Origin of the sequence: Pseudomonas paracarnis (genome assembly GCF_904063055.1) — a bacterium.
In the GTDB taxonomy this organism is placed as follows: domain Bacteria; phylum Pseudomonadota; class Gammaproteobacteria; order Pseudomonadales; family Pseudomonadaceae; genus Aquipseudomonas; species Aquipseudomonas paracarnis.
In genome coordinates, this window is record NZ_CAJFCN010000001.1 from 944,546 (window position 1) to 969,224 (window position 24,679).

A 24,679-nucleotide genomic window follows, 5' to 3' on the forward strand; every position below is an offset into this window, starting at 1 on the left:
GCTGCTTGAAAAAGAAGGGAAAAATATGACGAAGTCGGAGTTGATCGAACGAATTGTCACCCATCAAGGGCTGCTCTCATCCAAGGATGTAGAGCTGGCTATCAAGACCATGCTTGAGCAAATGTCCCAATGCCTGGCCACCGGAGATCGCATCGAAATCCGCGGCTTCGGCAGCTTCTCCCTGCACTACCGCGCACCCCGCGTAGGCCGCAACCCAAAAACCGGCCAATCCGTCAGCCTCGACGGCAAATTCGTTCCCCACTTCAAACCGGGCAAGGAATTGCGCGATCGGGTGAACGAAGAAGAGGAAGAAGGCGTCTGAGTGTTTTTGGGGAAGGAGAAGAGTATGCGTGGGGTTAAGCGCGTTGTTGCGGTGTTGATTGCAGTGCTTGCGGCTTTGGTGGTTCTGGCGTTTGTGCTGGAGAACCAGCAGGGCGTGGCGCTGTCATTCCTGGGGTGGAGTACTGCGCAGATGCCGGTGGCGGTGTTTGTGGTGGTGGCTTTGATTGTGGGGATGGTGATTGGGCCGGTGTTGGCGGCATTTGTTCGTAGGCGTCCGAATAAGGCGATTGCCTAGAGGCCCTGGGAATAGAGGATTGATAGACCGTTTGTCAGAAAATTCTTTGTAATGGATCGGTTTGAGTTTTTCCCCGACTGCCCGTATGCTTAGCCTGGCTGGTTCAGACGGTTCCCCTTGAAAATCAGAATTTTCTTACATACATGTCAAGACTTGTAATATGTCGGAGAGATGGCAGAATGGAATCTGTTCTCGATAACGGGCATTTTGTGCGCTTAAAATTCGGCAGAGACGCTGTTTTTTGACGATTATCCAATTAGTATAAAAATACACAATTTTGTCTGCATAACGAGCCCGCAGTTTCTCTTGAAGGCAGGTTTTTGTTGTGAGTAGTAGTTTTCGCGCCCCCCCGGTTCCTCAGTTTGAAATCAGCTTTATGGCAGTTTCTGAGGCTGTCCTCAGGCAGAAGGTATTCATCGTTTTAGTCACTGCCGCGGTAGGCTTGGTTGCTTTGGCATACGCTTTTATCGCCACTCCTGTGTATCAGGTCAGCAGTGTGTTGAGACCTGCTGCTCTTAATGAGCTGGACGCCCTAAATCGCTCGGAGATTTACTCCCTGCCTCCTGGTGAGGCATTGACAAGAGTGGGCGCTGCGCTGGAGTCCTATGAAACTAGGCTTGGTTTCTTTCGCGAAAATCAGAAGCTCTTCAGGGCGTTTGAGCGTCCAGGTAGGACACTTGAGCAGAGCTTCGAGGAGTTCAATCGCAACTCGATCAGTTTGTCCCTCCCTGATCCAAAGAAAACAGATATTCTCAGTTCCTTCATTCGAATTGAGATGAATTACCCTAAAGATGTTGATGGCGTTTCCATCTTAAATGGATTTGTGAATTACGCTATAAATACGGAAAGAGAACATATAGCGGCAGACCTGAATGTTATTGTAAAAAATCGACTGAACGAATTGAATGGTAAACTTGATGCTGCGCGTTCTAATTATAATAATGACAAAGAAGCCAGAGTTGCCTCATTGCAAGAGTCCAATAACTTACGGCGTGCTCAACTGCGCGATGAACTTAAGGCTCTTCGTGCTCAACTCAAGACAGAACGCTACGACCGAGTCGCGTATCTAAACGAGGCTATCGGCATCGCCAAGTCTTTGGGGATTCGTAAGCCAACTACACCTACCTCATTAGGTGAGGCGGATCGTGCGGGTTCGTCCACTACTATGCGAACCGAAGTCAATAATCAGCAGATCCCGCTTTATTTCATGGGGACAGAGGCTTTGGAGGCTGAGCGTAGTGTTCTGCAGCAGCGTAAATCAGACGACTTCACTGCTAAGAGGGTTGGAGAAATTGCCAAGGAATTGCAGTTGCTCGAAAATAATCGCGAAATTGAAATTTTAAATAGCCGCCAGAATGAAGATATTTTTCTTGCGGGCGTTCAGTCTTTGCGCGCCGAAGCTGTGCGGTTGCAGGGGCTCGCTATTGACATGAGTCGCTTAAAGTTGGTGACAATTGATAAGCAAGCTTTGGAGCCCATTAATCCAATCAAGCCCAATCGGAAGCTGATAATCATATTCGGTTTGTTATTAGGGGGTGTGCTCGGTATTGCAATTGTTGCCATCCGCTCTATCCTTAGCCAGCAGCGAGCTGCGAGACCTGTCTTGTTGGTAAGTAATACGGTTGTTTGAAGCTTGTGTCGGTTTGCCTGAAACTATCAGCTTGGTTTCAGGTGAACTCAATTTTTAATGTGATACATTATCCTTGAAAGCTTCGATACTTATTCATGGGTGTATATGTCAAATGGCGAGCGGTAGTGTTCCTATACTTGTCAGGCTCAGCCATGCTCGATTTTTATCGGCTTGTCTGGTTTTTCGAACGCGGCTTCAATAACTCTACTAGGCTTGTATTTGCTGTGCTGCACTTGCAATTGGCGCGAGCGCGCTCTGGCTCAGGTCCGAGGTGATGAAGGTGTGCCTTCGTACAACCGCGAAGTCTGACGTCGCCAGCATTTGCCCCCCCTGCACACTCGTTAGCAATATTCAAGGGCAGCACCGCTGCCCGATAATTTTATCGGCTTGACAAAGGAAGTTTAAAACCAATGAAAGGTATTGTTTTGGCGGGTGGTTCCGGTACGCGGCTTTATCCGATAACCAAAGGCGTCTCCAAGCAGCTGTTACCTGTATATGACAAGCCAATGATTTATTATCCATTGTCCGTCCTTTTTCTGGCGGGTATCCGCGATATCTTACTGATCAGCACACCCGTGGATATCGATGGCTTCAAGCGCTTGCTTGGCGACGGAAGTGATTTTGGCGTGAATATCAGCTATGCAGTTCAACCGCAGCCTGATGGCCTTGCTCAAGCTTTCATTATCGGCCAAGAGTTCATTGGCGATGATTCGGTGTGCCTGGTGCTAGGCGACAATATTTTTTATGGTCAAGGTTTCAGCCCGATGCTCCGTTCGGCTGCTGGGCAGGCGAGTGGCGCAAGCGTATTCGGTTATCAGGTAAAAGACCCGGAGCGTTTCGGCGTCGTAGAGTTTGACGAGCAAAAGCGTGCGATTTCGATCGAAGAAAAGCCGTCCAAACCCAAGTCCAATTTTGCCGTGACCGGACTTTATTTTTACGACAATGATGTTGTGGAAATAGCTAAGCAGGTGAAACCATCTCTTCGTGGGGAGCTGGAAATCACTAGCATCAATGAGGCCTACCTGAATCGAGGAGACCTTAGGGTGGAGCTTCTCGGACGTGGTTTTGCATGGCTCGATACAGGGACGCATGAAAGCCTGCTCGAGGCCGCCCATTTCGTTGAGACCCTGGAGAAGCGCCAAGGGTACAAGGTCGCATGCCTTGAAGAAATTGCCTTTACTAACGGCTGGCTGACGGCTAATCAGTTGGGTCAGATCGGAGAAAGTCTCAGTAAAAACGCTTACGGTCAGTATTTGCTAAGCATCGCACGAGAAAAAAAATAAGGTATACGCCGATCAACTCAGATCAGGCTTGCTGTGTGGCATAATTTTCCAGGCGCTGACTCAGCGCTTGGGATTTTTCAGAGCGTACCCTGAAAATGCTGAGTCGAGGCGCGAGCTGGTCGTATACTGGTCTGCTGAATATGGAAAAAAGCTAGACTTTTTGAGGCTTCGAACTGAGTTTTAAGAGAAAATGATGATTGCATTTAATAGACCACCCTACACTGGCAGTGAAGATCAATATGTTCTAGCTGCGATGAGAAGCGAAAAAATATCAGGTGATGGCGAGTATTCTGCCTTATGCAAAAATTGGTTTGAGGAGACGCTAGGCTGCGACAAATTCCTGCTGACGCCTTCCTGTACCCAGGCTTTGGAAATGGCGGCATTGCTGATCGATATCCAGCCCGGTGACGAAGTCATCATGCCGAGTTATACGTTTGTCAGCACCGCAAACGCTTTCGTGTTACGCGGCGCTCGTATTGTGTTCGTGGACGTGCGCCCCGATACCATGAATCTTGACGAGACCCTTATTGAAGCGGCCATTACGGACAAGACCAAGGCGATTGTCCCTGTTCACTACGCCGGTGTAGCGTGCGAAATGGATACGATCATGGATATTGCTCGGCGGCACGATCTATTCGTTATTGAAGACGCGGCACAAGCGATGATGTCAACTTATAAAGGGCGTCCGTTGGGCACGATAGGTCATTTGGCTGCCTTTAGTTTTCACGAAACCAAGAACTATACAAGCGCGGGTGAGGGCGGAGGCTTAATCATCAACGATGAGCGGTTTTCCTCGCGTGCTGAAATCATTCGTGAAAAGGGTACCAATCGCAATCAATACTTCCGAGGTATGGTTGATAAATACAGCTGGGTCGATGTAGGAAGTAGTTACCTTCCATCAGATATTCAAGCTGCCTATCTTTGGGGGCAACTCGATAATAGTATTCTGATTAATGAAACGAGATTGAAAATTTGGAACTCGTACAAGGTCGGCTTACAGGGTCTGGCGGAGGCAGGCAAGTTGGTATTGCCTACCATTCCGACCGATTGTGAGCACAATGGCCATATGTTTTATATTAAAGTCAGCGATCTCAGTACGCGAGCAGCGCTGCTGGCGCACTTGAAATCGGCAGGTGTTGGTGCCGTTTTTCACTATGTTCCGCTTCACTCGGCACTTGCAGGCGAGAAGTTCAGTCGATTTGAAGGTGTAGATCGTTTCACTACGGCTGAAAGCGAAAAGCTGATTCGTCTGCCAGTATGGTATGGATTGAGCGAACAGCAGGTCCAGACGGTTATAGCTGCGGTAACAAGCTTTTACGGCTCTCTCTGAGGCGGGTCTGTGTAATTGTAGTCTTATAACGCTCGGGTGGGTTTTGTGTCTGGTTTATATAGTGCCATGTGGACGGGGTTCGCTCATTTAACAAAAATACTTGCTGGATTCATCGTGCTAAAATTAGTAGCGGTGTATTTGGGAGCTGAAGGCCTGGGTAGCTTAGGCCAGTTAATGAGTTTAATTACCATCTTGTCTCTGATTGCGGGGGGAGGGATAACCAATGGCGTCATTAAATATGTAGCTGAATACAAAATCCTGCCACCGAAGATGCTCCATTTTGTATCTGGGGCATTTTCGTATGCATCGTATTTCTCTGTCGCCTTGTTGGTTATCTGCCTATTTTTCTCAGGCCCCCTTGCCAAAGTTATTATGGGGGATGTGAAATATTTTTGGATAATTATCTTAGTTGGTTTTGCCCAATATGGCTTTGCATTAACGAATTTGATAGTTGGCGTAGTTAACGGTTTAAAGGAGACAAGGGTTTTTGCGATCATCCAAATCGTTGGTGGTTTCTTGGCCATTCCCGTTGCCTGGGCACTCATTGCAAAGTTTGGTTGGAATGGTGCAGTTATCGCGCTCTGCGTGATAGTGGTTTCTCCGTTGCTCCCGGGTATAATGGTCTTTTTCAAGTCGAGCTTTAAAGGGCAAGTAAAATTATTGGCTCTGCGTCAGTTGCCAGTAAAGTTGTTGGCACCGTTTTCGCTTATGTTGTTTACCAGTGCGGTTGCTTTTCCGGTAGTCGAGATGGTGGTAAGGAATTATCTCATTACGAGTGAGGGGTATCATCAAGCAGGTCTATGGCAAGGTGCGATAAAGCTCTCAAGTGCCTACCTTGGTTTTTTTAGTATGTTTCTTGGGTATTATTTCATGCCCATGATATCCGAGCAGCATGATAAGAAAGTTATAGCACGGTTAGTGTTTAGATATCTGGCTTTTGTGATGCTGCTGTTTATCCTTGGCGGTACCGTTTTGTATGTTGGGCGATCTTTTTTTCTGGTGCTGGCTTTGTCGTCCGATTTCAAAGAGCTTGAAGAGTTAATCATATATCAATTGGCCGGTGATTTTTTTAGGATATCCGCATATGTGATCGGTTATGTGGCTGTGGCCAAAGCTGCCACGAAGCTCTATGTAGTAGCTGAGTTTTTTCAAAGCATTGTATTTTTAGGAGCAGTGTTCACTGCATCATTTTTGTATAATGGTGTACAGGGAGTGATGCTCGGATACATGGCTACGTATATAATTTATTTCATCGTTTGTGTTGTGGGTTTCTGGATTTATCTAGGGAAATCAGTTCGGCGTCTTGAATAATAAATTGATATTGGAGATAGTATGAAAAAGGTCTTGTTTGTACAGTCGTCACTGGGGTTAGGGGGTATTGAGACTTTTTTCGTCCGCCTAGTTAAAGAGTTGAGCGCCAAAGGCGTACGCCCACAGTTTGTGTTTCTCTATAAAAAACTCATTAATCCAAAGCTGTTGATTGAGCTTCAAAAGTTTTCCGATGTCTATTATTGGCAAGATTTGTTGAGCCTTTCTGTCGACGGGGTGGGCGAGAAAGCAAAGCTGATGCTTCCGCTGAGCTCAAAAAAGGTCGAAGCGCTGTTTTCCGACTGTGAGGCTATACACGTCTCTAATGCATTGACTTATCTGTGTGCTCAACGGCTCGCTTCCTGTTTATCTCAAAATCTTAAATGCGTATTTGGGATTTATCATGCTAACGAACTTTCATGGGGTGGAGACAAACTTCCAATTTACGAGAGCTACTTTCGAAACAAGCTGTTTGGCGCGCCGCCAATGGTTTTATTTTTTAATCAGTCCTCCGTAGATAAAACCGCGAAGGCTAATAATTTCCCTGCGTACCCGTTTAAGCTGTTCCCCCTCGGAGTGGATATGCCCAGCCTTCGTGGCGAATCGAAGGTGTCAGGCGATAAGCTTCGACTTGTTTCAGTGGGGCGCCTTGTAGAGTTCAAGACCTACAATTTATATATGTTGGATGTTGCCCGAGAGCTAAAAGACAATGGCATCGACTTTACTTATAGTATCTTCGGTTCCGGACCTTTAAGCGAAATTATGGCCGCCAGGATTGCGGAGTTGAATTTGCAGGATAGCGTCATCCTCGAAGGCGATCTAGAATATTCGCGGCTTGATGAGGAACTCTCAACGCACCACCTGTTTATTGGTACAGGTACAGCTTTGCTGCATGCAGCAGCAAATGGACTGGCATGCATTACAGCTATTGAAAACGAACAAGCCGCCACATCCTATGGGTACTTTTCTGAACTGCCTGGATATGATTACCATGAGCAGGGCATGGATTTCGAAAAATTTAAGTTCTACGACTTGATCGCGCAATACAGTGTGCTTGATGCCGCAGATAGAGAGACATTGTCACAGCGGCATCTTGTGAGAAGCAAAGCGTTCAATATGAATGCCTGTGCGGATAATTTTGTTGATGCTTTCGAGACGTCTCCACCCATTAAAAAGTCGTCGTTTATATTTTACTCCTTCATGTTTCGTTTTGTTGCCTGTGAGCTCAGCGCGAAAATTACTTCTGGTGAAAGATATAGCAAAAAATATGAGCATGTTCTGTGATTACTAAAGACTCTGCGCTCTGTTTTTCTTCCGTTTGCTTGAGTGTCGGAGCATGGTGATGTTGTTTATCTTTATAGCGCTCGTCATTGTAAAAGTCGGCTTTTTCTTTATGTTTATCTCCAGTCCGACGACACTGTTTTCGGGCGGCAGCGATGCAGACTTCTATGACGCTTATGCCTTGGGTGAGGAATCTCTGACATCTAGCGTCTGGCCTGACTGGTTGAGAGCGCTGAATGAGGTAGGGCTCTATTCGCGGGTGGGCGTTAGTATTTTTTTGATGGTGCTGGGTGTCTTGGTCATTCCGATTTTGTGTGGCCGTCTTGCGTTGGTTAAAGGCTACCCCTACAAAACAAAGATTTACTTGGGCATTGCCATCGCTGTCAGTATGTATCCAACACTTTTTTACTATACGCTCGATATCTATCGAGACGTGTTCATGTTGTTCGTTTTTTTGTCGGGATTACTGTTTGTGAAATGGTCAATCCACTCTGAGTCTCCGTTGAAAAAGCTGTTCTATATGGTTGTTGTATTTGGCCATGGTTACTTACTTTATCTGTTTCGAGGGTACCTCGGTTTCGCGTTTTTGATTTCCTATTTTGGCTTTTTTATGTTTCGTGTGCGGAAATTGTCATTCTTTCTGCATGTGATCCCTATGCTTCTTGCGTTGAATGTTTTTTATATTTTGGGTTTTTTTGAGCCGCTAATGGCTTATAGAGGGCTGTTCGATGGTGTGGAGGGTGGTGCAAGTTTGGGGATTCGTTTCGACTCTGCGTTAATGTTTATCCCCGATTTTACACTAAACCTGCTTTACCAGTTGTTTGGTCTCTACTTCCCAAATATTATGGCAGTGTTTGTGTTTTTATTAGAAAGTATCCCTTTTTCGATAGCGTTTGTTTATGTTGTTAGGAATCGGATATACGCAAATTCTTTTGTTAACTTCATGTTTGTATTTTCGGTTGTTTACTCGATTATATGGTTGCTAGGTAATGATAATCTTGGTACGGCTATGAGGCTGCGTATGTATGCTTATGTCAGCTTTATCATCTGTAGTGTGATTATTTATCAGCGCAAGAAACTATTTCTACAAGGGCAAACTGCCAGCTGAACGTTGCGGGTAGAGTTTTAGTTGGGCCTCACTACAGCGGAGTTGTATGCATGAACGTTTCAATAACGGGGGGAAGTGGTTTTATCGGGAAGCTGCTGTTAGCAGCGTTATCTGCGCGTGGTGACCGTATTACTCAGCTTTCTCGTCGTGATGACATGCAGGGGGGGGCTGCGCGTTGCATTAAGGGCGACCTTGTATCAGGGGGGAAAGCACTGGTCGAATTTGTCCAGGGCTGCGACGTTGTTTACCATTGTGCAGGAGAAGTCAAAAATACAGCGCTGATGTACGCTCTGCATGTTGGGGGTACCAGAAACTTGCTTCAAGCGGTGAGCGAAGAAATCATGCGTACGGGCCGAGCCATTCATTGGGTCCAGCTCAGCAGCACTGGCGCATATGGGCCGCAAGCCAAAGGTGCATCTCTTCCCACAACCGTGGACGAGAGCTTCACTCCCGCCCCGGTCGGGGAGTATGAGGTGACCAAGACAATTGCTGATGAATTGGTTGTGGCTCTAGCCTCCATACAGCCCCTATTTACCTACACGATCATCAGACCCTCGATCGTCATTGGGAAAGACATGTCTAACCAGTCTTTCTTTCAAATGGCGAGTGTCGTACGCAAGCGATTATTCTTCTATATAGGCGTCGAAGGGGCTTTGTCCACCTATGTTCACGTGGACGATGTCGTCCGAGCGCTATTGATATGCTCAATTGATCGTAGGGCTGTCGGGGAGACGTTCATACTGTCAAATGACTGCCTATTGAAGGAGGTTATTGATCAAATGGCCAGGAGTCAGGGGGTGTCGATCCCGCGCTTGAGGTTGCCCGAACGAGGAGTACGAATATTGATTCGTCTACTTTCTCCTTTCATGCGATTGCCTTTGACCCCGGAGCGTGTGGATGCGTTAACTAAGCGTGTTGGCTACAGCGCCGCGCGTATCAAGAGCACCTTGGGCTTCGATTTTGGTAGCTCTATTCCTGAAGCTGTTCCTGGCTTGATTACAGCTCGAACTGAGCAAGTTTCCTGAATTTATGGTGGTAGCGCATGGCTCATCTTAAAAAAATCTGTATCGTCGCAACAGTGCCCGTCGCCCTCCGAGCGTTCATGCTTGAGCATGTGAATAAGCTGGCAGAAACCCACAGCATTACACTTATGGCAAATGGTACGGAGGCCGACGTAGTTGGAATGTTGGGTGAGAACGTCCGGTTCTTACCGCTTCCGATTGAAAGGCAAGTGTCACTGCTCAGCGACTTGAAGTCATTGATCGCGCTGTACCGGATCTTTTCTAAAGAGAAGTTCGACTGCGTTTTGTCGATCATGCCCAAGTCGGGCCTTCTTTCTATGTTGGCAGGATTCTTTGCGCGTACGCCTGTACGTGTGCATATTTTCACAGGCCAAGTCTGGTTTACCAAGCAGGGAATTGCGCGCATTGGACTCAAAAATCTGGATAGGCTGTTATCGTTCTGCGCTACCAGCTTACTAGCCGACAGCCCTTCTCAACGGGAGTTTCTTGTTTCGCAAAGAGTCGTCAGCCCGAGCAAAATCAGCGTCCTGGGTCAGGGGTCCATCAGTGGTGTTGACGTTGCGCGTTTCAAGCCGAGCGCGCAATTGCGTCGGGATATACGTGAATCGCTTGGCATACCTGAGGCGGATGTGGTTTATCTATTCATGGCGCGCCTTACCCATGTGAAGGGTGTTCCGGAATTGGGGCAGGCTTTCAGGGCCCTAGCTGCTAATCTGCCAAACGCCCACCTGTTGGTAGTGGGTCCCGATGAGGATGGCCTTGATGGTCGCCTGAAGGAGTTGATGGTACCGTTTGGTAACCGCTATCACCGGATTGGTTACACCCAAGTGCCAGAAAGCTACATGGCGGCTGCGGATGTATTTTGTATTCCCAGTTATCGTGAAGGCTTTAGCCTGGCGACGATCCAGGCAGCCGGTGTCGGCCTGCCTGCCATTGCGTCCCGGATTTATGGGCTGACTGACGCTGTGAAAGAGGGTGTGACGGGGATCTTTCACCGCGCGGGCTCGGTTGGTGAATTGAGCGCTGCCATCTTGAAGTTTTATTCCGATGAGGCAATGCGAAAGCGGATGTCCAAGGCCGCGGAGCTCAGGGCTCATAAAGATTTTTCTCAAGCATTCATTGTTCAAGAGATGTATAGCTATATAACATCCTTATTGAACAAGGCTCGCTAAGTGGCTATGGCAAGGCTTCTGTTGAGTTAGCCTGGGGTTCGAAACTCTAGTAATTGAATGGCATGATTTAATGTGGGTAGATGGATGAAACGGTGTTTTGATTTTTTCGCTTCTTTTGCCGCGTTGTTTTTTCTGTGGCCTGTCCTCGCGCTGGTTGCCTGGCGAATCAAGAAAAACCTCGGTTCGCCAGTCTTGTTCAGACAGGTAAGACCTGGCCTCAATGGCGTCCCTTTCGAGATGATAAAGTTTCGAACCATGCGCGATGCAACGGATGAACAGGGCAATACATTGCCTGATTCGGAGCGTATGACGCCTTTTGGCTCGTTTTTGCGCTCCTCCAGCTTGGACGAGCTACCTGGCTTATGGAATGTGCTCAAGGGTGATATGAGTCTGGTGGGGCCAAGGCCACTGTTGATGGAGTATCTGCCTTTGTATTCGCCTGAGCAGTTGCGTCGTCATGAGGTCCGTCCTGGCCTTAGCGGCTGGGCCCAAGTAAATGGACGCAATGCGATCAGTTGGGAGGAAAAGTTCAAGCTGGATGTGTGGTATGTGGACAACGCCAGCTTTTTGCTCGACCTCAAGATCATTTACCTGACGGTGAAGAAGGTGATTGTCAGGGACGGTATCAGTGCTGAAGGCGAGGCTACCATGTCCAAATTCACTGGAGGTGACCCCCTATGAAATTGGCTGTACTGGGGGCTAGTGGGCATGGCAAGGTGGTGGCTGATACAGCCCAAGCCTGCGGCTGGAAACAAGTAGATTTCTTTGATGACGCCTGGCCCACTCGGCAGCAAAATGGCCATTGGGAGGTCATCGGCGGTTCAGCCCAGCTGTTAACTCGCCTGGACGATTATGACGGGGTGTTCATCGCCATCGGTAATAATAGGATACGCTATGGCAAGTTGAACGAATTGAAATCAGTCGGCGCAAAGATCGTCTCGCTAATTCATCCCCATGCGGTCATCAGTCAATACGCCTCGATCGGTATCGGTTCTCTGGTTCTGGCTGGCGTCGTCGTCAATGTAGATGCTGTGATTGGTCGTGGTGTAATACTCAACACCGGCTGCAGTGTCGATCATGATTGTGTCATACACGATGGCGTGCATATTTGCCCAGGCGCACGGCTTGCTGGCGGGATTGAGGTTGGCAAGCTGAGTTGGGTTGGTATTGGGTCCAGCGTTCGACAGTCGCTACGCATAGGTACAGAAGTAGTGATTGGCGCCGGTGCGGCGGTAGTGACTGATATCGCTGACGCTTTGACGGTTGTCGGTGTACCTGCACGTGTTCTTTTCAAGACATGAGGCTTCGTGCTGTTCTAATTGGCTGCTCCGGACGATAATGTCATTCTTGCGGCGCCCCTGATAGTTCTTATTCTTCACTTAATTGTCATCTCGACGGGTATTCACAGTGCTAAATACACCTTTTTCTCCTTGGCCATCTTTCAGTCACGAAGAGGCCGATGCTGTCCGCGATGTGATTCTTTCCAATAAAGTCAACTATTGGACTGGGCAGGAAACCCGAACCTTTGAGAAGGAGTTCGCGGCTTGGTCGGAAACGGAATACGCGGTTGCGCTGGCCAACGGCACTGTAGCTCTGGATGTGGCATTCAAGGCGCTTGGGATCGGTAGCGGTGATGAGGTCATTGTTACGTCCCGTACGTTTCTGGCATCTGTTTCGAGTATTGTCAACACAGGTGCCGTGCCTGTATTCGCTGATATTGATTTAGATTCACAGAATATTACGGTCGAAACCATCCGTGCCGTATTGACCCCCCGTACTCGGGCTATCGTTTGTGTTCACTTGGCCGGCTGGCCATGTGATATGGATCCAATCATGGATCTTGCCGCAGAAAACGGCCTCAAGGTAATTGAAGACTGCGCGCAGGCGCACGGCGCGTTCTACAAAGGGCGTCGCGTCGGCTCGATCGGCCATATTGGCGCGTGGTCGTTTTGTCAGGACAAGATTATGACCACTGGGGGAGAAGGTGGCATGGTTACCACCAATGACCGCGAGTTATGGTCGTCGATGTGGTCATACAAGGATCATGGCAAGAGTTGGGAGGCCGTTTATGAGCGCCAGCATGCTCCCGGCTTCCGTTGGCTACACGAAAGTTTCGGCACTAATTGGCGGATGCTCGAAGTGCAGGCAGTGATAGGCAGGATCCAACTACGACGCATGGCTGATTGGGCAGCGCGCCGTAGTGCCAATGCGATGCGTATCTGGGATGCAGCCGGTCAGGTTGCTGGCCTGCGCGTCCCTCAAATACCCGCACATATCACTCATGCGGCATATAAATGCTATGTCTTTGTAGAGCCATCGTCTCTGAAGGACGGGTGGAATCGCGACCGAATTCTCGAAATGCTCGTTGCTCGAGGCGTCCCGGCGTTTTCCGGTTCCTGCTCTGAGGTTTATCTGGAAAAAGCTTTCGACAATACCGGATGGCGCCCCACTATTCGCTTACCTAATGCAGTTGAGCTAGGTGAGACCAGCCTGATGTTCCTGGTTCATCCAACGCTGACGGATAAGGAAATTGAGCTGACCTGTGAGGTCTTGGCGCAGGTAATGCGCGAGGCAACGGTAATATAGGTGCTGCAGGCTCTAATCTAATCAAAGAACCTGAGGTCCGGCATGTGATGAAGAATCAAGCCGTATTCAAACGTTCAATTGTTACATATGAATCGTTTCAGTTTTAGCAAGGGTGTTTAGAGGGGTTATGGATAAGATACGTGCGTACCTGGTGGGATTGCCCCGACGACAAAAACGCGTCCTGCAACTGATAACTGACGTGTTAGTGGTCTGGTTTGCGTTATGGATGGCTTTTGTAGTACGTCTTGGCGTAGATGAGATGATCAATCCTGTCGCGATGCACTTATGGCTGTTTATCTGCGCCCCGGTGGTTGCCATTCCCTTGTTTATCCGCTTTGGTATGTATCGTGCGGTGATGCGTTACTTCGGTAATGATGCGCTGATTGCGATTATCAAGGCTGTGAGCCTTTCGTCACTCATACTTGGTGTTGTTGTCTATTGGTACAGCAACCACCAAAATGTTGTCCCGCGCTCTATCATATTCAACTATTGGTGGCTAAGCCTCATCATGGTGGGCGGTCTGCGCTTGGGGATGCGTCAATATTTTCTGGGCGATTGGTTCGCCGCTGCACAACACGTGCCTTTCACCAATCGTGAGGATGGCTTGCCCCGTGTTGCTATCTACGGTGCTGGCGCAGCGGGTAATCAGTTGGTAGCAGCCCTGCGTATGGGTAGAGTGATGCGCCCGGTAGCATTCATCGACGACGACGCCAGTATCTCTGATCGTATTATTTCCGGTCTTCAGGTTTACAAGCCCAAACATATTCAGCGGATGATCGACGCCACAGGCGCTCAGGAAATTCTTTTGGCTATACCCTCGTCTAATCGTGGGCGTCGCCGGGAAATCCTCGGGTTTCTTGAAGGTTTCCCCCTGCATGTGCGCAGTGTCCCTGGCTTTATGGATTTGGCGAGCGGCAGGGTGAAGGTCGACGACATCCAGGAAGTTGATATCGCTGACCTTCTGGGCCGCGATGCCGTGCCTGCTCAAGACGAACTATTGGAGCATTGCATCAAAGGGCAGTGCGTTTTAGTGACCGGCGCTGGTGGTTCAATCGGCTCTGAGCTTTGTCGACAAATACTTGCTTTGCACCCTACGACACTGCTGTTGTTCGAACATAGTGAGTTCAACCTTTACAGCATTCTTTCCGAGCTTGAGCAACGTATTATTCGTGAGTCCTTACCGGTTAAGCTGTTGCCAATCCTGGGGTCCATACGTAATCCGTCCAAGCTAATCGACGTCATGAGCACTTGGCGGGTCGATACTGTGTATCACGCCGCTGCCTATAAGCATGTTCCGATGGTAGAACATAATATAGCCGAGGGAGTGTTCAATAATGTGATAGGTACGCTCAATACGGCGCAGGCTGCTTTACAGACTGGCGTTGCCAACTTTGTATTGATTTCAACAGACAAGGCCGTACGTCCGACCAATATCATGGGTAGCACGAAACGGTTGGCTGAGTTGGTCTTGCAGGCACTGAGCCGTGAAGTCGCCCCCGTATTGTTCGGCGATAATGACTGTTTACCCAGAGTCAATAAAACGCGCTTTACCATGGTTCGTTTCGGTAACGTACTTGGTTCTTCGGGTTCTGTGATCCCGCTGTTCCATAGACAGATCAAGTCGGGTGGACCCTTGACGGTGACTCACCCGAAGATTACCCGTTACTTCATGACAATCCCCGAAGCGGCGCAGTTGGTAATCCAAGCCGGCTCCATGGGCCATGGGGGAGATGTATTTGTGCTGGATATGGGAGAGCCCGTAAGAATCATCGAGCTGGCTGAGAAGATGATTCACTTGTCTGGTCTGAGTGTGCGCTCTGAGAAGAATCCTCATGGCGACATTGCCATCGAGTTTTCCGGCTTGCGTCCCGGCGAAAAACTGTATGAAGAGTTGCTGATCGGTGACAACGTAGTGGCTACCCAGCACCCGATGATCATGAGCGCTGATGAAGATAATCTCGCTTGGGATGTGCTCAAGGTCAAGTTGACGGAGTTGCTTTCTGCTTTGGACCAGGATGATTACACGCGTGTTCGGCAATTGCTGCGCGATACTGTCAGCGGCTATGCACCAGATGGCGAAATAGTTGATTGGATCTACCAGCAGCGTCGTCTTGAGCCTTAAGGACATGACTTTTATCGTGTGCGTCGGAAATGCCTCCTAGAGGCCTGCGTTGATGAGCATTGGCGGAGAATCTGGCCGTTAGCATCTCCTTAAGACTCATGCGCATCAACGGTAACCTGATCTGGTCCCCGGTAGCCTTGGCAAGCCCATCTGTGATTTATTCGTGGTATGGCTAACTGAGAGCGTATTCTATTCGGAATATCTGATGCCAGATTTCTGGCATCAGGGTGGTGCAAAATTATTTTTCCGATTCTAAATAATGTTTTTCGAACTCCAAAAGTTCTTGGCTTCGATTTTTAAGCCTTTTCGCCGGTACGCCGAAATAAATGCCCCAAGGGTCTGTCGACTTTGTAATCATTGACATTGCCCCTACTGAACAACCTTCTGCCAGCGTTACACCTGGCAAAACAATGGAGGAGGTTCCGATGATAACGTGACGACCGATATGTACCGGTAACTTTGCTTCGTTCTTGTACTGGCTGGGTACAGTTGGATTAGTCAGGGTTTTTCCGCTGTAATCATCGGATTGAGCAAAAACATGACAACCATATGCCAGGCCTGAGAAATCCTCCATGGTGATGCCAAGCTCGCCCCCCGCCACATTATTGAAAATGGCTATATGGACATTTCGCCCTAGTGTGACGGTTCCTGAGATAACACAAAAGTCATCAATGCGTGTATTGTCGCCGATTGAAATTCGATCACAGTTATATATTGAAGCCTTGTCGCTTATCTTTACATTTTTTCCAAGGCTTTTAAAGCCCATTTCTTTTAACTTTTCTTCTGGAATAAAAGCCATTTTGATAACTCTTTTAGTTTGCTGTGGTAATTTTTATAAGATGTATGTGTATGTGTATGTGTATGTGTATGGGTTTATAGAGGTGCATGCACTTCGTACAGTAATTGGACTCTTAAGACTTGTACGAGCAACGGCGTCCAAGATTATGAAATCATCTGCGGTGACGCTCCAATGGTGGGCGCAAAGAATGCTATGCCTTGCGCGCCACAGAGCTTTACTAGGTACTGTGCGATTCGATCGGCGATTTTTATCCGTTTGAAAAAAGCGTTCACACATTAGTTTTGGGCCTTGTGAGCACAGGTCTATGGCGTATTCCCATTGCGATTCTAGACCATGAGCGTTTCTATGTCCGTTGATATTCGAGGACACAATACCTAGCTTATCCGAATATTGGTCAAGGCGTACAAGAGCGAGTGTGACATGTTCACACCCTGTTACTCATCCATTTTTGACACCCTCGACCCATCGCCTAACGTGGAAAAGCAGCTTCGGAAAAGCTGCTTTTCTCTCACCGATGTCATGGAGCGTCATCAATGCAAAACCTCTACATATCCTCCCTAGTATTCGCCTTCCTCACCAGCCTCTCCGTCGCCACCAATGCTGCCCCTTCCGTCAAGCCAGAAGCCCCAACCCCAATCTCCACCCAAATGACCAAGTCTGAGCAATCCACCAAGGTCAACCTCAACGCAGCCGACGCCGAAACCCTGCGCCGCGATCTGTTCGGTATTGGTGCTTCCAAGGCGAAGGCAATCGTGGCTTATCGGGAAAGCAACGGTCCGTTCACAGCGGTGGATGAGTTACTGGAAGTGAAGGGCATCGGCAAGGCACTGCTGGAGAAGAATCGCGACAGGTTGGTTATTAATTGAGGATGTGAAATAGCTTAGAAGGCCGGTCAATGACCGGCCCTTTCTTTGTCGGAGGCGCGCGCCTTTAGACTTCCAAGCGATATTGGCATGAAACGTGATTACATCTCTCCAATGATTGTTCAACAATCCTGAGGTAGTGATGACGCTCAGCATGTCTTTAGCCGATCAAATAGCCCTGGAACTACGTGCCGACATAATCGGTGGGCGGTTATTGCGAGGTATGCCGTTAATCGAGAAGGATCTCGTCACCGCCTACAACGCCTCGCGCAACACTATCCGTGAAGCGCTGCATCGTCTGGGCCAGGAGGGCCTTACTCGCTATGTACGTAATAAGGGCGTAATGGTTCGGCGCCTGGAGCGGGAGGAAGTCCGCGATCTGTTTGTAGTCCGCCGCACCCTGGAATTGCAGGCCATAGCCCAAAGCGGCCCGCTGACGGACGCTCAATCAGGGCGTATGCAAAGCGCTATTGAGGCCACCACCCTGGCTCGTGAGCGTGAAGATTGGCGAGCGGTGGCCACCCACAGTCTGGTGTTCCATCAACAGATTGTTGCGTTGATGGCCAGCCCCCTGTTCGACGAGTTTTTCGCCCAGGTGATTGCCCAGTTACGCCTGGTGTTCTGCGCTGCACCTGACGAGCAACGTTTCCAGTCGCCCTGGCTGGAGCGCGATCAAGAGATATACGGCTTATTAGCCAGGCACAACAGACCAGCAGCCAGCGAGGCGATCAGCCTTTACCTGGATGACTCGGAACACCTTTCTCTCGCCTTGTTTGATCACCCATGATAGAGGATTGCCCCATGTACAAAGACTATCCCGCCGCGTACCAGGTCAGCAAAGGTTCGGCGTTGCAGGTGGATACGGCGTTCTATGAGCGCATTCGTGATCAGAAAACCCAGCGCACGTTGATCGAACAGTTCGAGGTGCCGATCCGCACGGGGAGGGCGTGGAAGGTGCCGGCCGGGCATGTGTTTCGTGTGACCACGCCGGTGGGTCCGCAGGTGGGGGATTTCAATGTCTGGAACGCTAACGACCCACGCGAACGTTTGTGGGCCGCGCGCACCCGGCAGCTTCAAGGCGCCCATGTCAGCACTCATGATCGGTTGTGGTCGAACCTGCCTTTTCTACGGCCCTTGGTCACGATCACCGATGACAGCCTGGCCAGCTACGGCATTGATGAGCACGGTGGGCGTTTGCACGATTTGTTGGGCACGCGATGCGACCCCTATGTGAACCGTATGTTGACCGGGGAGGACTTTCATCACCATTGCCACTCGAACCTGACGCGTGCGGTATTGCCCCATGGGCTGACGGAGTTCGATGTGCATGACGTGTTGAATATTTTCCAGTGCACCGGGCTCAATCAGGATGACATGTACTTTATGAAAGCCTGTCCGGCGAAGAAGGGCGATTACCTGGAGTTTTTTGCCGAGATTGATCTGCTCTGTGCGTTGTCGACGTGCCCTGGCGGGGATTTGTCGCTACCGATGTGGGGGCCGGATGCGCAGGATCCGCTGACGGTGTGCCGTCCGTTGGGGGTGGAGATCTACCGGTTGGAGGATGAGTTGCTCAATGGCTGGAGCCAACCGGAACGTGCTGCCTACAAGGGGCAGCACGGCTTGCATATTGCCAAGGCGGATTGGGAGTAACGCAAGATTTAGCGATCCTGCGCATCCTTGGCATCTGCCTGCGCATTGCGCTCGGCTACGCGTTTACGTTGTTCGTCGGTGAGTTCCACCTTGTTGGCGCTGTCACGCAGCATCATCAGGCCACCGACGATCGACCCGATCGCTACTACCATAATCAACCATGCATACCACGGCATAAGACGCTCCTTGAGGCAGAGGTTCGTGGGAGAATTTTCCCACGGTAATCACTGCTTTGAGTGACGGGCTTTCTGAGTAGTTCAGTGTAGGCCCGTTCTGCCTCATAGGCGCTACTGTCCGGTCAACATTGCATCCGCCGGCGCATCGATGCGGTCTTGTGCGGTCATCTGGAAGTAGATAAAGCCCACCGCCATAAAGCCCAGGAAGATCAGCCCGATCAAGGCATTGAACCAGGCCATCGCCACCAGGCATACCACCGCTAGCGCCAGCGCAATGCCCGGCACGATGGGGTAGCCCGGCGCGCGGAAGGTGCGTTCCAGTAGTGGCTCGGTCTTACGCAGTTTGAACAGGCTGAGCATGCTCATGATGTACATGACGATGGCACCGAACACCGCCATGGTGATCATCGCGGCGGTCAGGGTCATGCCGCCCAGGTTGATCAGGCCGTCGCTGTAGATGGCGGCGATACCCACCACGCCGCCGGCGAGGATGGCCCGGTGCGGCGTCTGGAAGCGTGAAAGTTTGGCCAGGAAGGAGGGGAGGTAACCGGCGCGGGCCAGGGCGAAGAACTGGCGCGAGTAGCCGAGAATGATGCCGTGGAAGCTTGCCACCAGGCCGAACAGGCCAATCCATACCAGCATGTGCAGCCAGCCGGAGCTGTCGCCCACCACGGTTTTCATCGCCTGGGGCAGTGGGTCGTTGATGTTCGAGAGGGTGCGCCAGTCACCCACCCCGCCAGCGAAGAACATCACGCCCATGGCCAGGATCACCAGGGTGAGGATGCCGCTGATGTAGGCCTTCGGAATGGTGCGCTTGGGGTCCTTGGCTTCTTCGGCGGCCATGGCCGCGCCTTCGATGGCGAGGAAGAACCAGATCGCGAAGGGGATGGCGGCAAACATACCGGCAATCGCCGGGGCACTGAAGGTGTCGGAACCGGCCCAGCCATTGAGGGCAAAATTGCTGAAGCTGAACGCCGGGGCGACTACGCCCATGAATACCAGCAGTTCGGCGACGGCCAGCACGCAGACCACCAACTCAAAGGTGGCGGCAAGTTTCACCCCGAGGATATTCAGGCCCATGAACACGATATATGCACCGACGGCGGCGTGCTTGGGGTCGAGTGCCGGGAATTGCACGTTCAGGTACGCGCCAATGGCCAGGGCAATCGCGGGCGGGGCGAAGACGAATTCGATCAAAGTGGCCAGGCCGGCAATCAAGCCGCCTTTCTCACCGAAGGCGCGACGGCTGTAGGCAAAGGGGCCTCCGGCGTGGGGAATCGCAGTGGTCAGTTCGGTGAAGCTGAAGATAAAGCAGGTGTACATCGCGGCGACCATTAATGATGTCACCAGAAACCCTAAGGTCCCGGCGACGCCCCAGCCATAGCTCCAGCCGAAATATTCGCCAGAGATCACCAGCCCGACGGCGATGCCCCATAGGTGCAGGGTGCCCAAGGTGGGTTTGAGTTGTGTGTTCATTGTGGGGTGCTCCCTGAACCGTTTGGAATGATTCAAGGTGTTGCAGTGGTTATGCCAAGCCTCAGAACTATGTCGTAAAGCAGTGCCTATGTCGCCGGGGGGACGGTTTGGCGTTTGAATGTGGCATGAGTTGCACCACATAAGTGCGGTGGTGACTTGGCGGGCGCTTTCGCGGGCAAGCCCGCTCCCACACTTGACCGAGTGTTAACTGAAAGAACGCAGTCGAATGTGGGAGCCGGGCTTGCCCGCGAAGAGGCCCTCCCAGCCACTGCAAATCCCGCTGTAAACCCCGCGTAAACCCACTCTTTACGCCATCTTTACGCCCCACCCACCACCTCGCTCTCGTTCCTTTACACCCCTCCTGCGGACAATGCCCCCACACGCGGCAATCGCCGCAAGACGGGGAGACTTCCATGAGTGTTCTGGACGGGGTGTCACTGCTATTGGCCGTGGCGCTGTTCATTTATCTGCTGGTTGCGCTGTTACGCGCGGATCGGAACTAGGAGCGGCTATGCACAGTTATGACTATTGGCTGATCATCGCCTTCTTTGCGGTGGTACTGGTGCCGGCACCGTTTCTGGGACGGTTCTACTACAAGGTGATGGAAGGCCAGCGCACCTGGCTCACGCCCGTATTGGGGCCTGTCGAAAAGGCCTGTTATCGCCTCTCGGGCGTGGATGCGCAGCAGGAACAAAGCTGGCAGAAATACATGCTGGCCTTGCTCGCATTCAACCTTGCGGGCTTCTTGCTGTTGTTCTCGATCCTGTTATTCCAGGGCTCCCTGCCACTGAACCCACAGAAATTGCCCGGCCAGGAATGGACTCTGGCGTTCAACACCGCCGTCAGTTTCATGACCAATACCAACTGGCAGAACTACAGCGGTGAGGCGTCTCTCAGCTACCTGAGCCAGATGGCCGGCCTGACCGTGCAGAACTTCGTCAGTGCAGCGACCGGTCTCGCCGTCCTGGTCGCCCTGTGCCGTGGGATCGGGCGCAAATCTGCCCAGACCCTGGGCAACTTCTGGGTCGACATGACCCGCGCCACCCTCTACGGCCTGCTGCCGTTGTGCATGGTGCTCGCACTGTTTCTGGTATGGCAGGGCGTGCCGCAAACCTTCGCCCACTATGTTGATGCCGTCACGCTGCAGGGCGTGGACCAAGTGATTCCCTTGGGCCCGGCCGCCAGCCAGATTGCGATCAAGCAATTGGGCACCAACGGCGGTGGCTTCTTCGGCGTGAACTCGGCGCATCCGTTCGAAGACCCGACCGCCTGGGCCAACCTGTTTGAAGTGGCCTCGATCATTCTGATTCCGGTGGCACTGGTGTTTACCTTCGGCCACTACGTCAAGGATCTGCGTCAGAGCAGGGCGATCCTCGCGTGCATGCTGGCGCTGTTCTTGATCGGCGGCGCGACGTCGCTGTGGTCCGAATACCAGCCCAACCCAACCCTGAACAACCCGGCCGTAGAGCAAACCGCCCCGCTGGAAGGCAAGGAAACACGTTTCGGCACAACCGGTACCGTGCTGTGGTCGGTGACCACTACTGCGGCCTCCAACGGTTCGGTCAACGGTATGCAGGACAGCCTCAGCCCTCTGAGTGGGATGGTGGCGCTGGTCAACATGATGGTCGGCGAAGTGATCTTCGGCGGTGTCGGTGCCGGTATGTACGGCATGTTGCTTAACGTGTTGATCGCGGTGTTCCTTGCCGGCTTGATGATCGGCCGCACCCCGGAATACCTGGGCAAGAAACTCCAGGCCAGGGAAGTGCAATTGTTGGTGGTGACCCTGCTGGTGATGCCGGTTGGTGTGCTGGTGCTGAGTTCTATCGCTGCCAGCCTCCCGGGCCCGGCAGGCGCCATCAGTAACCCAGGCCCCCACGGCTTCAGTCAATTGCTGTACGCCTACACCTCTGCCAGTGCCAACAACGGTTCGGCGTTTGCTGGCCTCGGCGCCAACACCCCGTTCCATAACCTGATGCTGGGCCTGGGCATGTTGATCGGCCGCTTCGGCTACATCCTCCCGGTACTGGCCCTGGCCGGCAGCCTGGCGATGAAGAAAGCCGCGCCGATTGGCCAGAACAGCTTCCCCACCCATGGCGCGCTGTTCGTGACCTTGTTGACCGTGACCATTTTGTTGGTGGGCGGCCTGACTTTCCTGCCGACGCTGGCGTTGGGTCCCATCGCTGAACACTTGAGCATGGGCTTCTAGTTAAGGGATATGAAAATGAATATGCCTGCAAAAAACGCGGCCCCGGTCAAACCCCAGGAGCCTGCCAAAACCGCCATCTCGGCTCTCTGGCGCCCGGCGCTGGTCCAGGCGTTCGTCAAGCTCGATCCACGCCAACTGCAACGCTCGCCAGTGATGCTGGTGGTCGAACTGACCGCCATCCTCACCACCGTGTTGTGCTTCGTGCCCGATACCACCGTGCCCACCTTTGTTGCGGTGCAAATCGCGGTGTGGCTGTGGTTCACCGTGCTGTTCGCCAACTTCGCCGAAGCCCTGGCCGAAGGCCGTGGCAAGGCCCGCGCCGACAGCCTCAAGGCTGGCAGCGAAGGCTTGAGCGCCCGACGCCAGGAAGCCGATGGCAGCTTCAAGGTGGTGCCGGCCACCAGCCTGCGCAAGGGCGATGTGGTACGTGTTGCCGCCGGGGAAATGATCCCCGGTGACGGCGAGGTCGTCGAAGGGATTGCGGCGGTCAACGAAGCGGCGATTACCGGCGAATCCGCCCCGGTGATCCGCGAGTCTGGCGGCGACCGTTCGGCCGTCACCGGCAACACGCGGCTGGTATCGGACTGGCTGCTCATCCGCATCACCGCCAACCCGGGCGAGTCCACCCTGGACCGTATGATCGCGCTGGTGGAAGGCGCCAAACGCCAGAAAACCCCCAACGAAGTCGCGCTGGATATTCTGCTGATCGGCCTGACCCTGATCTTTCTGCTGGTGGTCGTGACCCTGCAGCCGTTCGCCCACTTTGCCAATGGCAGCTTGCCTTTGGTGTTCCTGGTCGCACTGCTGGTGACGCTGATTCCCACCACCATTGGAGGCTTGTTGTCGGCCATCGGGATTGCCGGCATGGACCGCCTGGTGCGTCTCAACGTGATCGCCAAGTCTGGCCGCGCGGTAGAAGCGGCGGGGGATGTGCATGTGTTGCTGCTGGATAAGACCGGCACCATCACCTTTGGTAACCGCCGTTGCTCGGCCGTGGTGTCCGCACCTGGCGTCAGTGGCCGGGAATTGGCCGAAGGCGCGCTGCTGGCGTCCCTGGCGGATGACACGGCGGAAGGCAAGTCCATCGTTGAATACCTGCGCGCCTTGCACCCCCAGGCCGAGCCGAGCCTGGAGGCGTTGACCGCCGTGCCCTTCAGCGCCGAGACCCGTTTGTCCGGTGTCGACTATCAGGGTCGTGTGCTCCGTAAAGGCGCGGTGGACTCGCTGCTGGCGTTTATCGGCCAGCAACGCAGCGATCTGCTGCCTGCGCTGTCGCGGGAAATCGACAAGATCGCCCAGAGCGGCGGCACGCCCTTGCTGGTATGCGCCGATGGCAAGTTGCTGGGGGCGATCCATCTCAAGGACGTGGTCAAGCCCGGTATCCGCGAACGGTTTGCCGAGTTGCGCAAGCTGGGGATTCGTACCGTGATGGTCACTGGCGACAACCCGCTGACCGCCGCCGCGATTGCCGCTGAAGCAGGGGTGGACGATGTGCTGGCCGAAGCCACGCCAGAGAAGAAACTCGCGCGTATTCGCCATGAGCAGAACGATGGACGCCTGGTTGCTATGTGTGGCGATGGCGCCAACGATGCCCCGGCGCTGGCCCAGGCTGACGTCGGCATGGCGATGAACGACGGCACCCAGGCCGCTCGCGAAGCCGCCAACATGGTCGACCTCGACAGCGACCCGACCAAGCTGCTGGACGTGGTGCAGATCGGCAAGGAACTGCTGGTGACCCGTGGCGCGCTGACGACCTTTTCCATCGCCAACGACGTGGCCAAGTACTTCGCGATCCTGCCGGCGCTGTTCGCCTCGATCTACCCGCAACTGGGCGTGCTCAACATCATGCACTTGCAGAGCCCACAGAGCGCGATCCTCTCGGCCATCGTGTTCAACGCGCTGATTATCGTGGTGCTGATCCCATTGGCCCTGCGCGGTGTGCGCGTGCAGGCGGCGAGTGCGGCGGCGTTGTTGCGGCGCAATCTGCTGATCTACGGGCTGGGCGGGCTGTTGGTACCGTTCGTGGGCATCAAGGCCATCGACATGCTACTGACCGCGCTGCACCTGGTTTGACCTGGCCGCTGATCGTT

Annotated in this window: 23 protein-coding genes; 20 read left to right on the forward strand and 3 right to left on the reverse strand. The window is 52.2% G+C overall.

Annotated elements, in window-relative coordinates; translation table 11 throughout:
* The first annotated feature begins 25 nt into the window (after positions 1-25).
* The 14 genes from ihfB (at position 26) to JMV15_RS04500 (ending at position 15,419) form a co-directional block, all read left to right on the forward strand.
* Entirely contained in the window at positions 26-322 is a 297-nt protein-coding gene (gene ihfB / locus JMV15_RS04435; protein ID WP_003189779.1) for an integration host factor subunit beta, read from the forward strand.
* Positions 323-346: 24 nt separating this feature from the next.
* Positions 347-577: a LapA family protein gene (locus JMV15_RS04440; protein WP_014717622.1), complete on the forward strand. Its 231-nt coding sequence runs from the start codon at positions 347-349 to the stop codon at positions 575-577.
* A 325-nt stretch (positions 578-902) separates the two neighbouring features.
* Entirely contained in the window at positions 903-2,207 is a 1,305-nt protein-coding gene (locus JMV15_RS04445) for a Wzz/FepE/Etk N-terminal domain-containing protein (RefSeq protein WP_014717623.1), read from the forward strand.
* Positions 2,208-2,617: 410 nt separating this feature from the next.
* On the forward strand, positions 2,618-3,490 hold the full coding sequence (gene rfbA, locus JMV15_RS04450) for a glucose-1-phosphate thymidylyltransferase RfbA (protein WP_014717624.1): 873 nt from the start codon (positions 2,618-2,620) through the stop codon (positions 3,488-3,490).
* Positions 3,491-3,683: 193 nt separating this feature from the next.
* Complete coding sequence (rffA, locus tag JMV15_RS04455; protein WP_014717625.1) at positions 3,684-4,820, forward strand: dTDP-4-amino-4,6-dideoxygalactose transaminase; 1,137 nt, start codon at positions 3,684-3,686, stop codon at positions 4,818-4,820.
* A 45-nt stretch (positions 4,821-4,865) separates the two neighbouring features.
* Positions 4,866-6,131, forward strand: coding sequence for an O-antigen translocase (locus tag JMV15_RS04460; protein ID WP_014717626.1), 1,266 nt, complete (start codon positions 4,866-4,868; stop codon positions 6,129-6,131).
* Positions 6,132-6,152: 21 nt separating this feature from the next.
* Complete coding sequence (locus JMV15_RS04465) at positions 6,153-7,412, forward strand: glycosyltransferase family 4 protein (protein WP_014717627.1); 1,260 nt, start codon at positions 6,153-6,155, stop codon at positions 7,410-7,412.
* A gap of 58 nt (positions 7,413-7,470) precedes the next feature.
* Positions 7,471-8,517, forward strand: coding sequence for a hypothetical protein (locus tag JMV15_RS04470; protein ID WP_231125704.1), 1,047 nt, complete (start codon positions 7,471-7,473; stop codon positions 8,515-8,517).
* A gap of 50 nt (positions 8,518-8,567) precedes the next feature.
* Positions 8,568-9,542, forward strand: coding sequence for an NAD-dependent epimerase/dehydratase family protein (locus JMV15_RS04475; RefSeq protein ID WP_014717629.1), 975 nt, complete (start codon positions 8,568-8,570; stop codon positions 9,540-9,542).
* A 17-nt stretch (positions 9,543-9,559) separates the two neighbouring features.
* Positions 9,560-10,711: a glycosyltransferase family 4 protein gene (locus JMV15_RS04480; RefSeq protein WP_014717630.1), complete on the forward strand. Its 1,152-nt coding sequence runs from the start codon at positions 9,560-9,562 to the stop codon at positions 10,709-10,711.
* An 84-nt stretch (positions 10,712-10,795) separates the two neighbouring features.
* On the forward strand, positions 10,796-11,392 hold the full coding sequence (locus JMV15_RS04485; protein WP_014717631.1) for a sugar transferase: 597 nt from the start codon (positions 10,796-10,798) through the stop codon (positions 11,390-11,392).
* Positions 11,389-12,012, forward strand: coding sequence for an acetyltransferase (locus tag JMV15_RS04490; protein ID WP_014717632.1), 624 nt, complete (start codon positions 11,389-11,391; stop codon positions 12,010-12,012). The genes JMV15_RS04485 and JMV15_RS04490 overlap by 4 nt, the downstream gene beginning before the upstream one ends.
* 106 nt (positions 12,013-12,118) lie before the next feature.
* Entirely contained in the window at positions 12,119-13,297 is a 1,179-nt protein-coding gene (locus tag JMV15_RS04495) for a DegT/DnrJ/EryC1/StrS family aminotransferase (RefSeq protein WP_014717633.1), read from the forward strand.
* Between the two features lie 127 nt (positions 13,298-13,424).
* On the forward strand, positions 13,425-15,419 hold the full coding sequence (locus tag JMV15_RS04500; RefSeq protein WP_014717634.1) for a polysaccharide biosynthesis protein: 1,995 nt from the start codon (positions 13,425-13,427) through the stop codon (positions 15,417-15,419).
* A gap of 238 nt (positions 15,420-15,657) precedes the next feature.
* On the opposite strand, the gene JMV15_RS04505 is transcribed toward JMV15_RS04500, so the two are convergent.
* On the reverse strand, positions 15,658-16,218 hold the full coding sequence (locus tag JMV15_RS04505) for an acyltransferase (protein WP_014717635.1): 561 nt from the start codon (positions 16,216-16,218) through the stop codon (positions 15,658-15,660).
* A 533-nt stretch (positions 16,219-16,751) separates the two neighbouring features.
* Here JMV15_RS04505 and JMV15_RS04510 point away from each other — a divergent pair.
* The 3 genes from JMV15_RS04510 (at position 16,752) to JMV15_RS04520 (ending at position 18,731) form a co-directional block, all read left to right on the forward strand.
* The gene (locus JMV15_RS04510; RefSeq protein WP_014717636.1) at positions 16,752-17,084 is read left to right on the forward strand and encodes a ComEA family DNA-binding protein; all 333 of its coding nucleotides are present in this window, start codon (positions 16,752-16,754) and stop codon (positions 17,082-17,084) included.
* 139 nt (positions 17,085-17,223) lie between these two features.
* Complete coding sequence (locus JMV15_RS04515; RefSeq protein WP_014717637.1) at positions 17,224-17,868, forward strand: GntR family transcriptional regulator; 645 nt, start codon at positions 17,224-17,226, stop codon at positions 17,866-17,868.
* Between the two features lie 14 nt (positions 17,869-17,882).
* Complete coding sequence (locus JMV15_RS04520) at positions 17,883-18,731, forward strand: urea carboxylase-associated family protein (protein WP_014717638.1); 849 nt, start codon at positions 17,883-17,885, stop codon at positions 18,729-18,731.
* An 8-nt stretch (positions 18,732-18,739) separates the two neighbouring features.
* Here JMV15_RS04520 and JMV15_RS04525 read toward each other — a convergent pair whose 3' ends face one another.
* Both JMV15_RS04525 and eat read right to left on the reverse strand, forming a co-directional pair.
* Positions 18,740-18,907: a DUF2897 family protein gene (locus JMV15_RS04525; RefSeq protein ID WP_003172675.1), complete on the reverse strand. Its 168-nt coding sequence runs from the start codon at positions 18,905-18,907 to the stop codon at positions 18,740-18,742.
* A gap of 111 nt (positions 18,908-19,018) precedes the next feature.
* Positions 19,019-20,383: an ethanolamine permease gene (gene eat, locus JMV15_RS04530; RefSeq protein ID WP_014717639.1), complete on the reverse strand. Its 1,365-nt coding sequence runs from the start codon at positions 20,381-20,383 to the stop codon at positions 19,019-19,021.
* A gap of 413 nt (positions 20,384-20,796) precedes the next feature.
* Here eat and kdpF point away from each other — a divergent pair, with 413 nt between their 5' ends.
* From kdpF to kdpB, 3 genes are read left to right on the forward strand one after another with little or no spacing between them, the layout of a single operon-like run.
* Positions 20,797-20,886, forward strand: coding sequence for a K(+)-transporting ATPase subunit F (gene kdpF / locus JMV15_RS04535; RefSeq protein WP_003218754.1), 90 nt, complete (start codon positions 20,797-20,799; stop codon positions 20,884-20,886).
* 8 nt (positions 20,887-20,894) lie between these two features.
* Entirely contained in the window at positions 20,895-22,589 is a 1,695-nt protein-coding gene (gene kdpA, locus JMV15_RS04540) for a potassium-transporting ATPase subunit KdpA (protein ID WP_038449514.1), read from the forward strand.
* Positions 22,590-22,604: 15 nt separating this feature from the next.
* Positions 22,605-24,662, forward strand: a complete 2,058-nt coding sequence (kdpB, locus tag JMV15_RS04545; RefSeq protein WP_172832670.1) for a potassium-transporting ATPase subunit KdpB — start codon at positions 22,605-22,607, stop codon at positions 24,660-24,662.
* The last annotated feature ends 17 nt before the right edge of the window (positions 24,663-24,679 follow it).

What these genes read in the sequence shown, in the direction of transcription:
- ihfB (WP_003189779.1), top strand. Translation starts at nt 26, where the DNA reads ATGACGAAGTCGGAGTTGATCGAACGAATTGTCACCCATCAAGGGCTG.
- JMV15_RS04440 (WP_014717622.1), top strand. Translation starts at nt 347, where the DNA reads ATGCGTGGGGTTAAGCGCGTTGTTGCGGTGTTGATTGCAGTGCTTGCG.
- rfbA (WP_014717624.1), top strand. Translation starts at nt 2,618, where the DNA reads ATGAAAGGTATTGTTTTGGCGGGTGGTTCCGGTACGCGGCTTTATCCG.
- rffA (WP_014717625.1), top strand. Translation starts at nt 3,684, where the DNA reads ATGATTGCATTTAATAGACCACCCTACACTGGCAGTGAAGATCAATAT.
- JMV15_RS04465 (WP_014717627.1), top strand. Translation starts at nt 6,153, where the DNA reads ATGAAAAAGGTCTTGTTTGTACAGTCGTCACTGGGGTTAGGGGGTATT.
- JMV15_RS04470 (WP_231125704.1), top strand. Translation starts at nt 7,471, where the DNA reads ATGTTGTTTATCTTTATAGCGCTCGTCATTGTAAAAGTCGGCTTTTTC.
- JMV15_RS04475 (WP_014717629.1), top strand. Translation starts at nt 8,568, where the DNA reads ATGAACGTTTCAATAACGGGGGGAAGTGGTTTTATCGGGAAGCTGCTG.
- JMV15_RS04480 (WP_014717630.1), top strand. Translation starts at nt 9,560, where the DNA reads ATGGCTCATCTTAAAAAAATCTGTATCGTCGCAACAGTGCCCGTCGCC.
- JMV15_RS04485 (WP_014717631.1), top strand. Translation starts at nt 10,796, where the DNA reads ATGAAACGGTGTTTTGATTTTTTCGCTTCTTTTGCCGCGTTGTTTTTT.
- JMV15_RS04490 (WP_014717632.1), top strand. Translation starts at nt 11,389, where the DNA reads ATGAAATTGGCTGTACTGGGGGCTAGTGGGCATGGCAAGGTGGTGGCT.
- JMV15_RS04500 (WP_014717634.1), top strand. Translation starts at nt 13,425, where the DNA reads ATGGATAAGATACGTGCGTACCTGGTGGGATTGCCCCGACGACAAAAA.
- JMV15_RS04505 (WP_014717635.1), bottom strand. Translation starts at nt 16,218, where the DNA reads ATGGCTTTTATTCCAGAAGAAAAGTTAAAAGAAATGGGCTTTAAAAGC.
- JMV15_RS04510 (WP_014717636.1), top strand. Translation starts at nt 16,752, where the DNA reads ATGCAAAACCTCTACATATCCTCCCTAGTATTCGCCTTCCTCACCAGC.
- JMV15_RS04515 (WP_014717637.1), top strand. Translation starts at nt 17,224, where the DNA reads ATGACGCTCAGCATGTCTTTAGCCGATCAAATAGCCCTGGAACTACGT.
- JMV15_RS04520 (WP_014717638.1), top strand. Translation starts at nt 17,883, where the DNA reads ATGTACAAAGACTATCCCGCCGCGTACCAGGTCAGCAAAGGTTCGGCG.
- JMV15_RS04525 (WP_003172675.1), bottom strand. Translation starts at nt 18,907, where the DNA reads ATGCCGTGGTATGCATGGTTGATTATGGTAGTAGCGATCGGGTCGATC.
- eat (WP_014717639.1), bottom strand. Translation starts at nt 20,383, where the DNA reads ATGAACACACAACTCAAACCCACCTTGGGCACCCTGCACCTATGGGGC.
- kdpF (WP_003218754.1), top strand. Translation starts at nt 20,797, where the DNA reads ATGAGTGTTCTGGACGGGGTGTCACTGCTATTGGCCGTGGCGCTGTTC.
- kdpA (WP_038449514.1), top strand. Translation starts at nt 20,895, where the DNA reads ATGCACAGTTATGACTATTGGCTGATCATCGCCTTCTTTGCGGTGGTA.
- kdpB (WP_172832670.1), top strand. Translation starts at nt 22,605, where the DNA reads ATGAATATGCCTGCAAAAAACGCGGCCCCGGTCAAACCCCAGGAGCCT.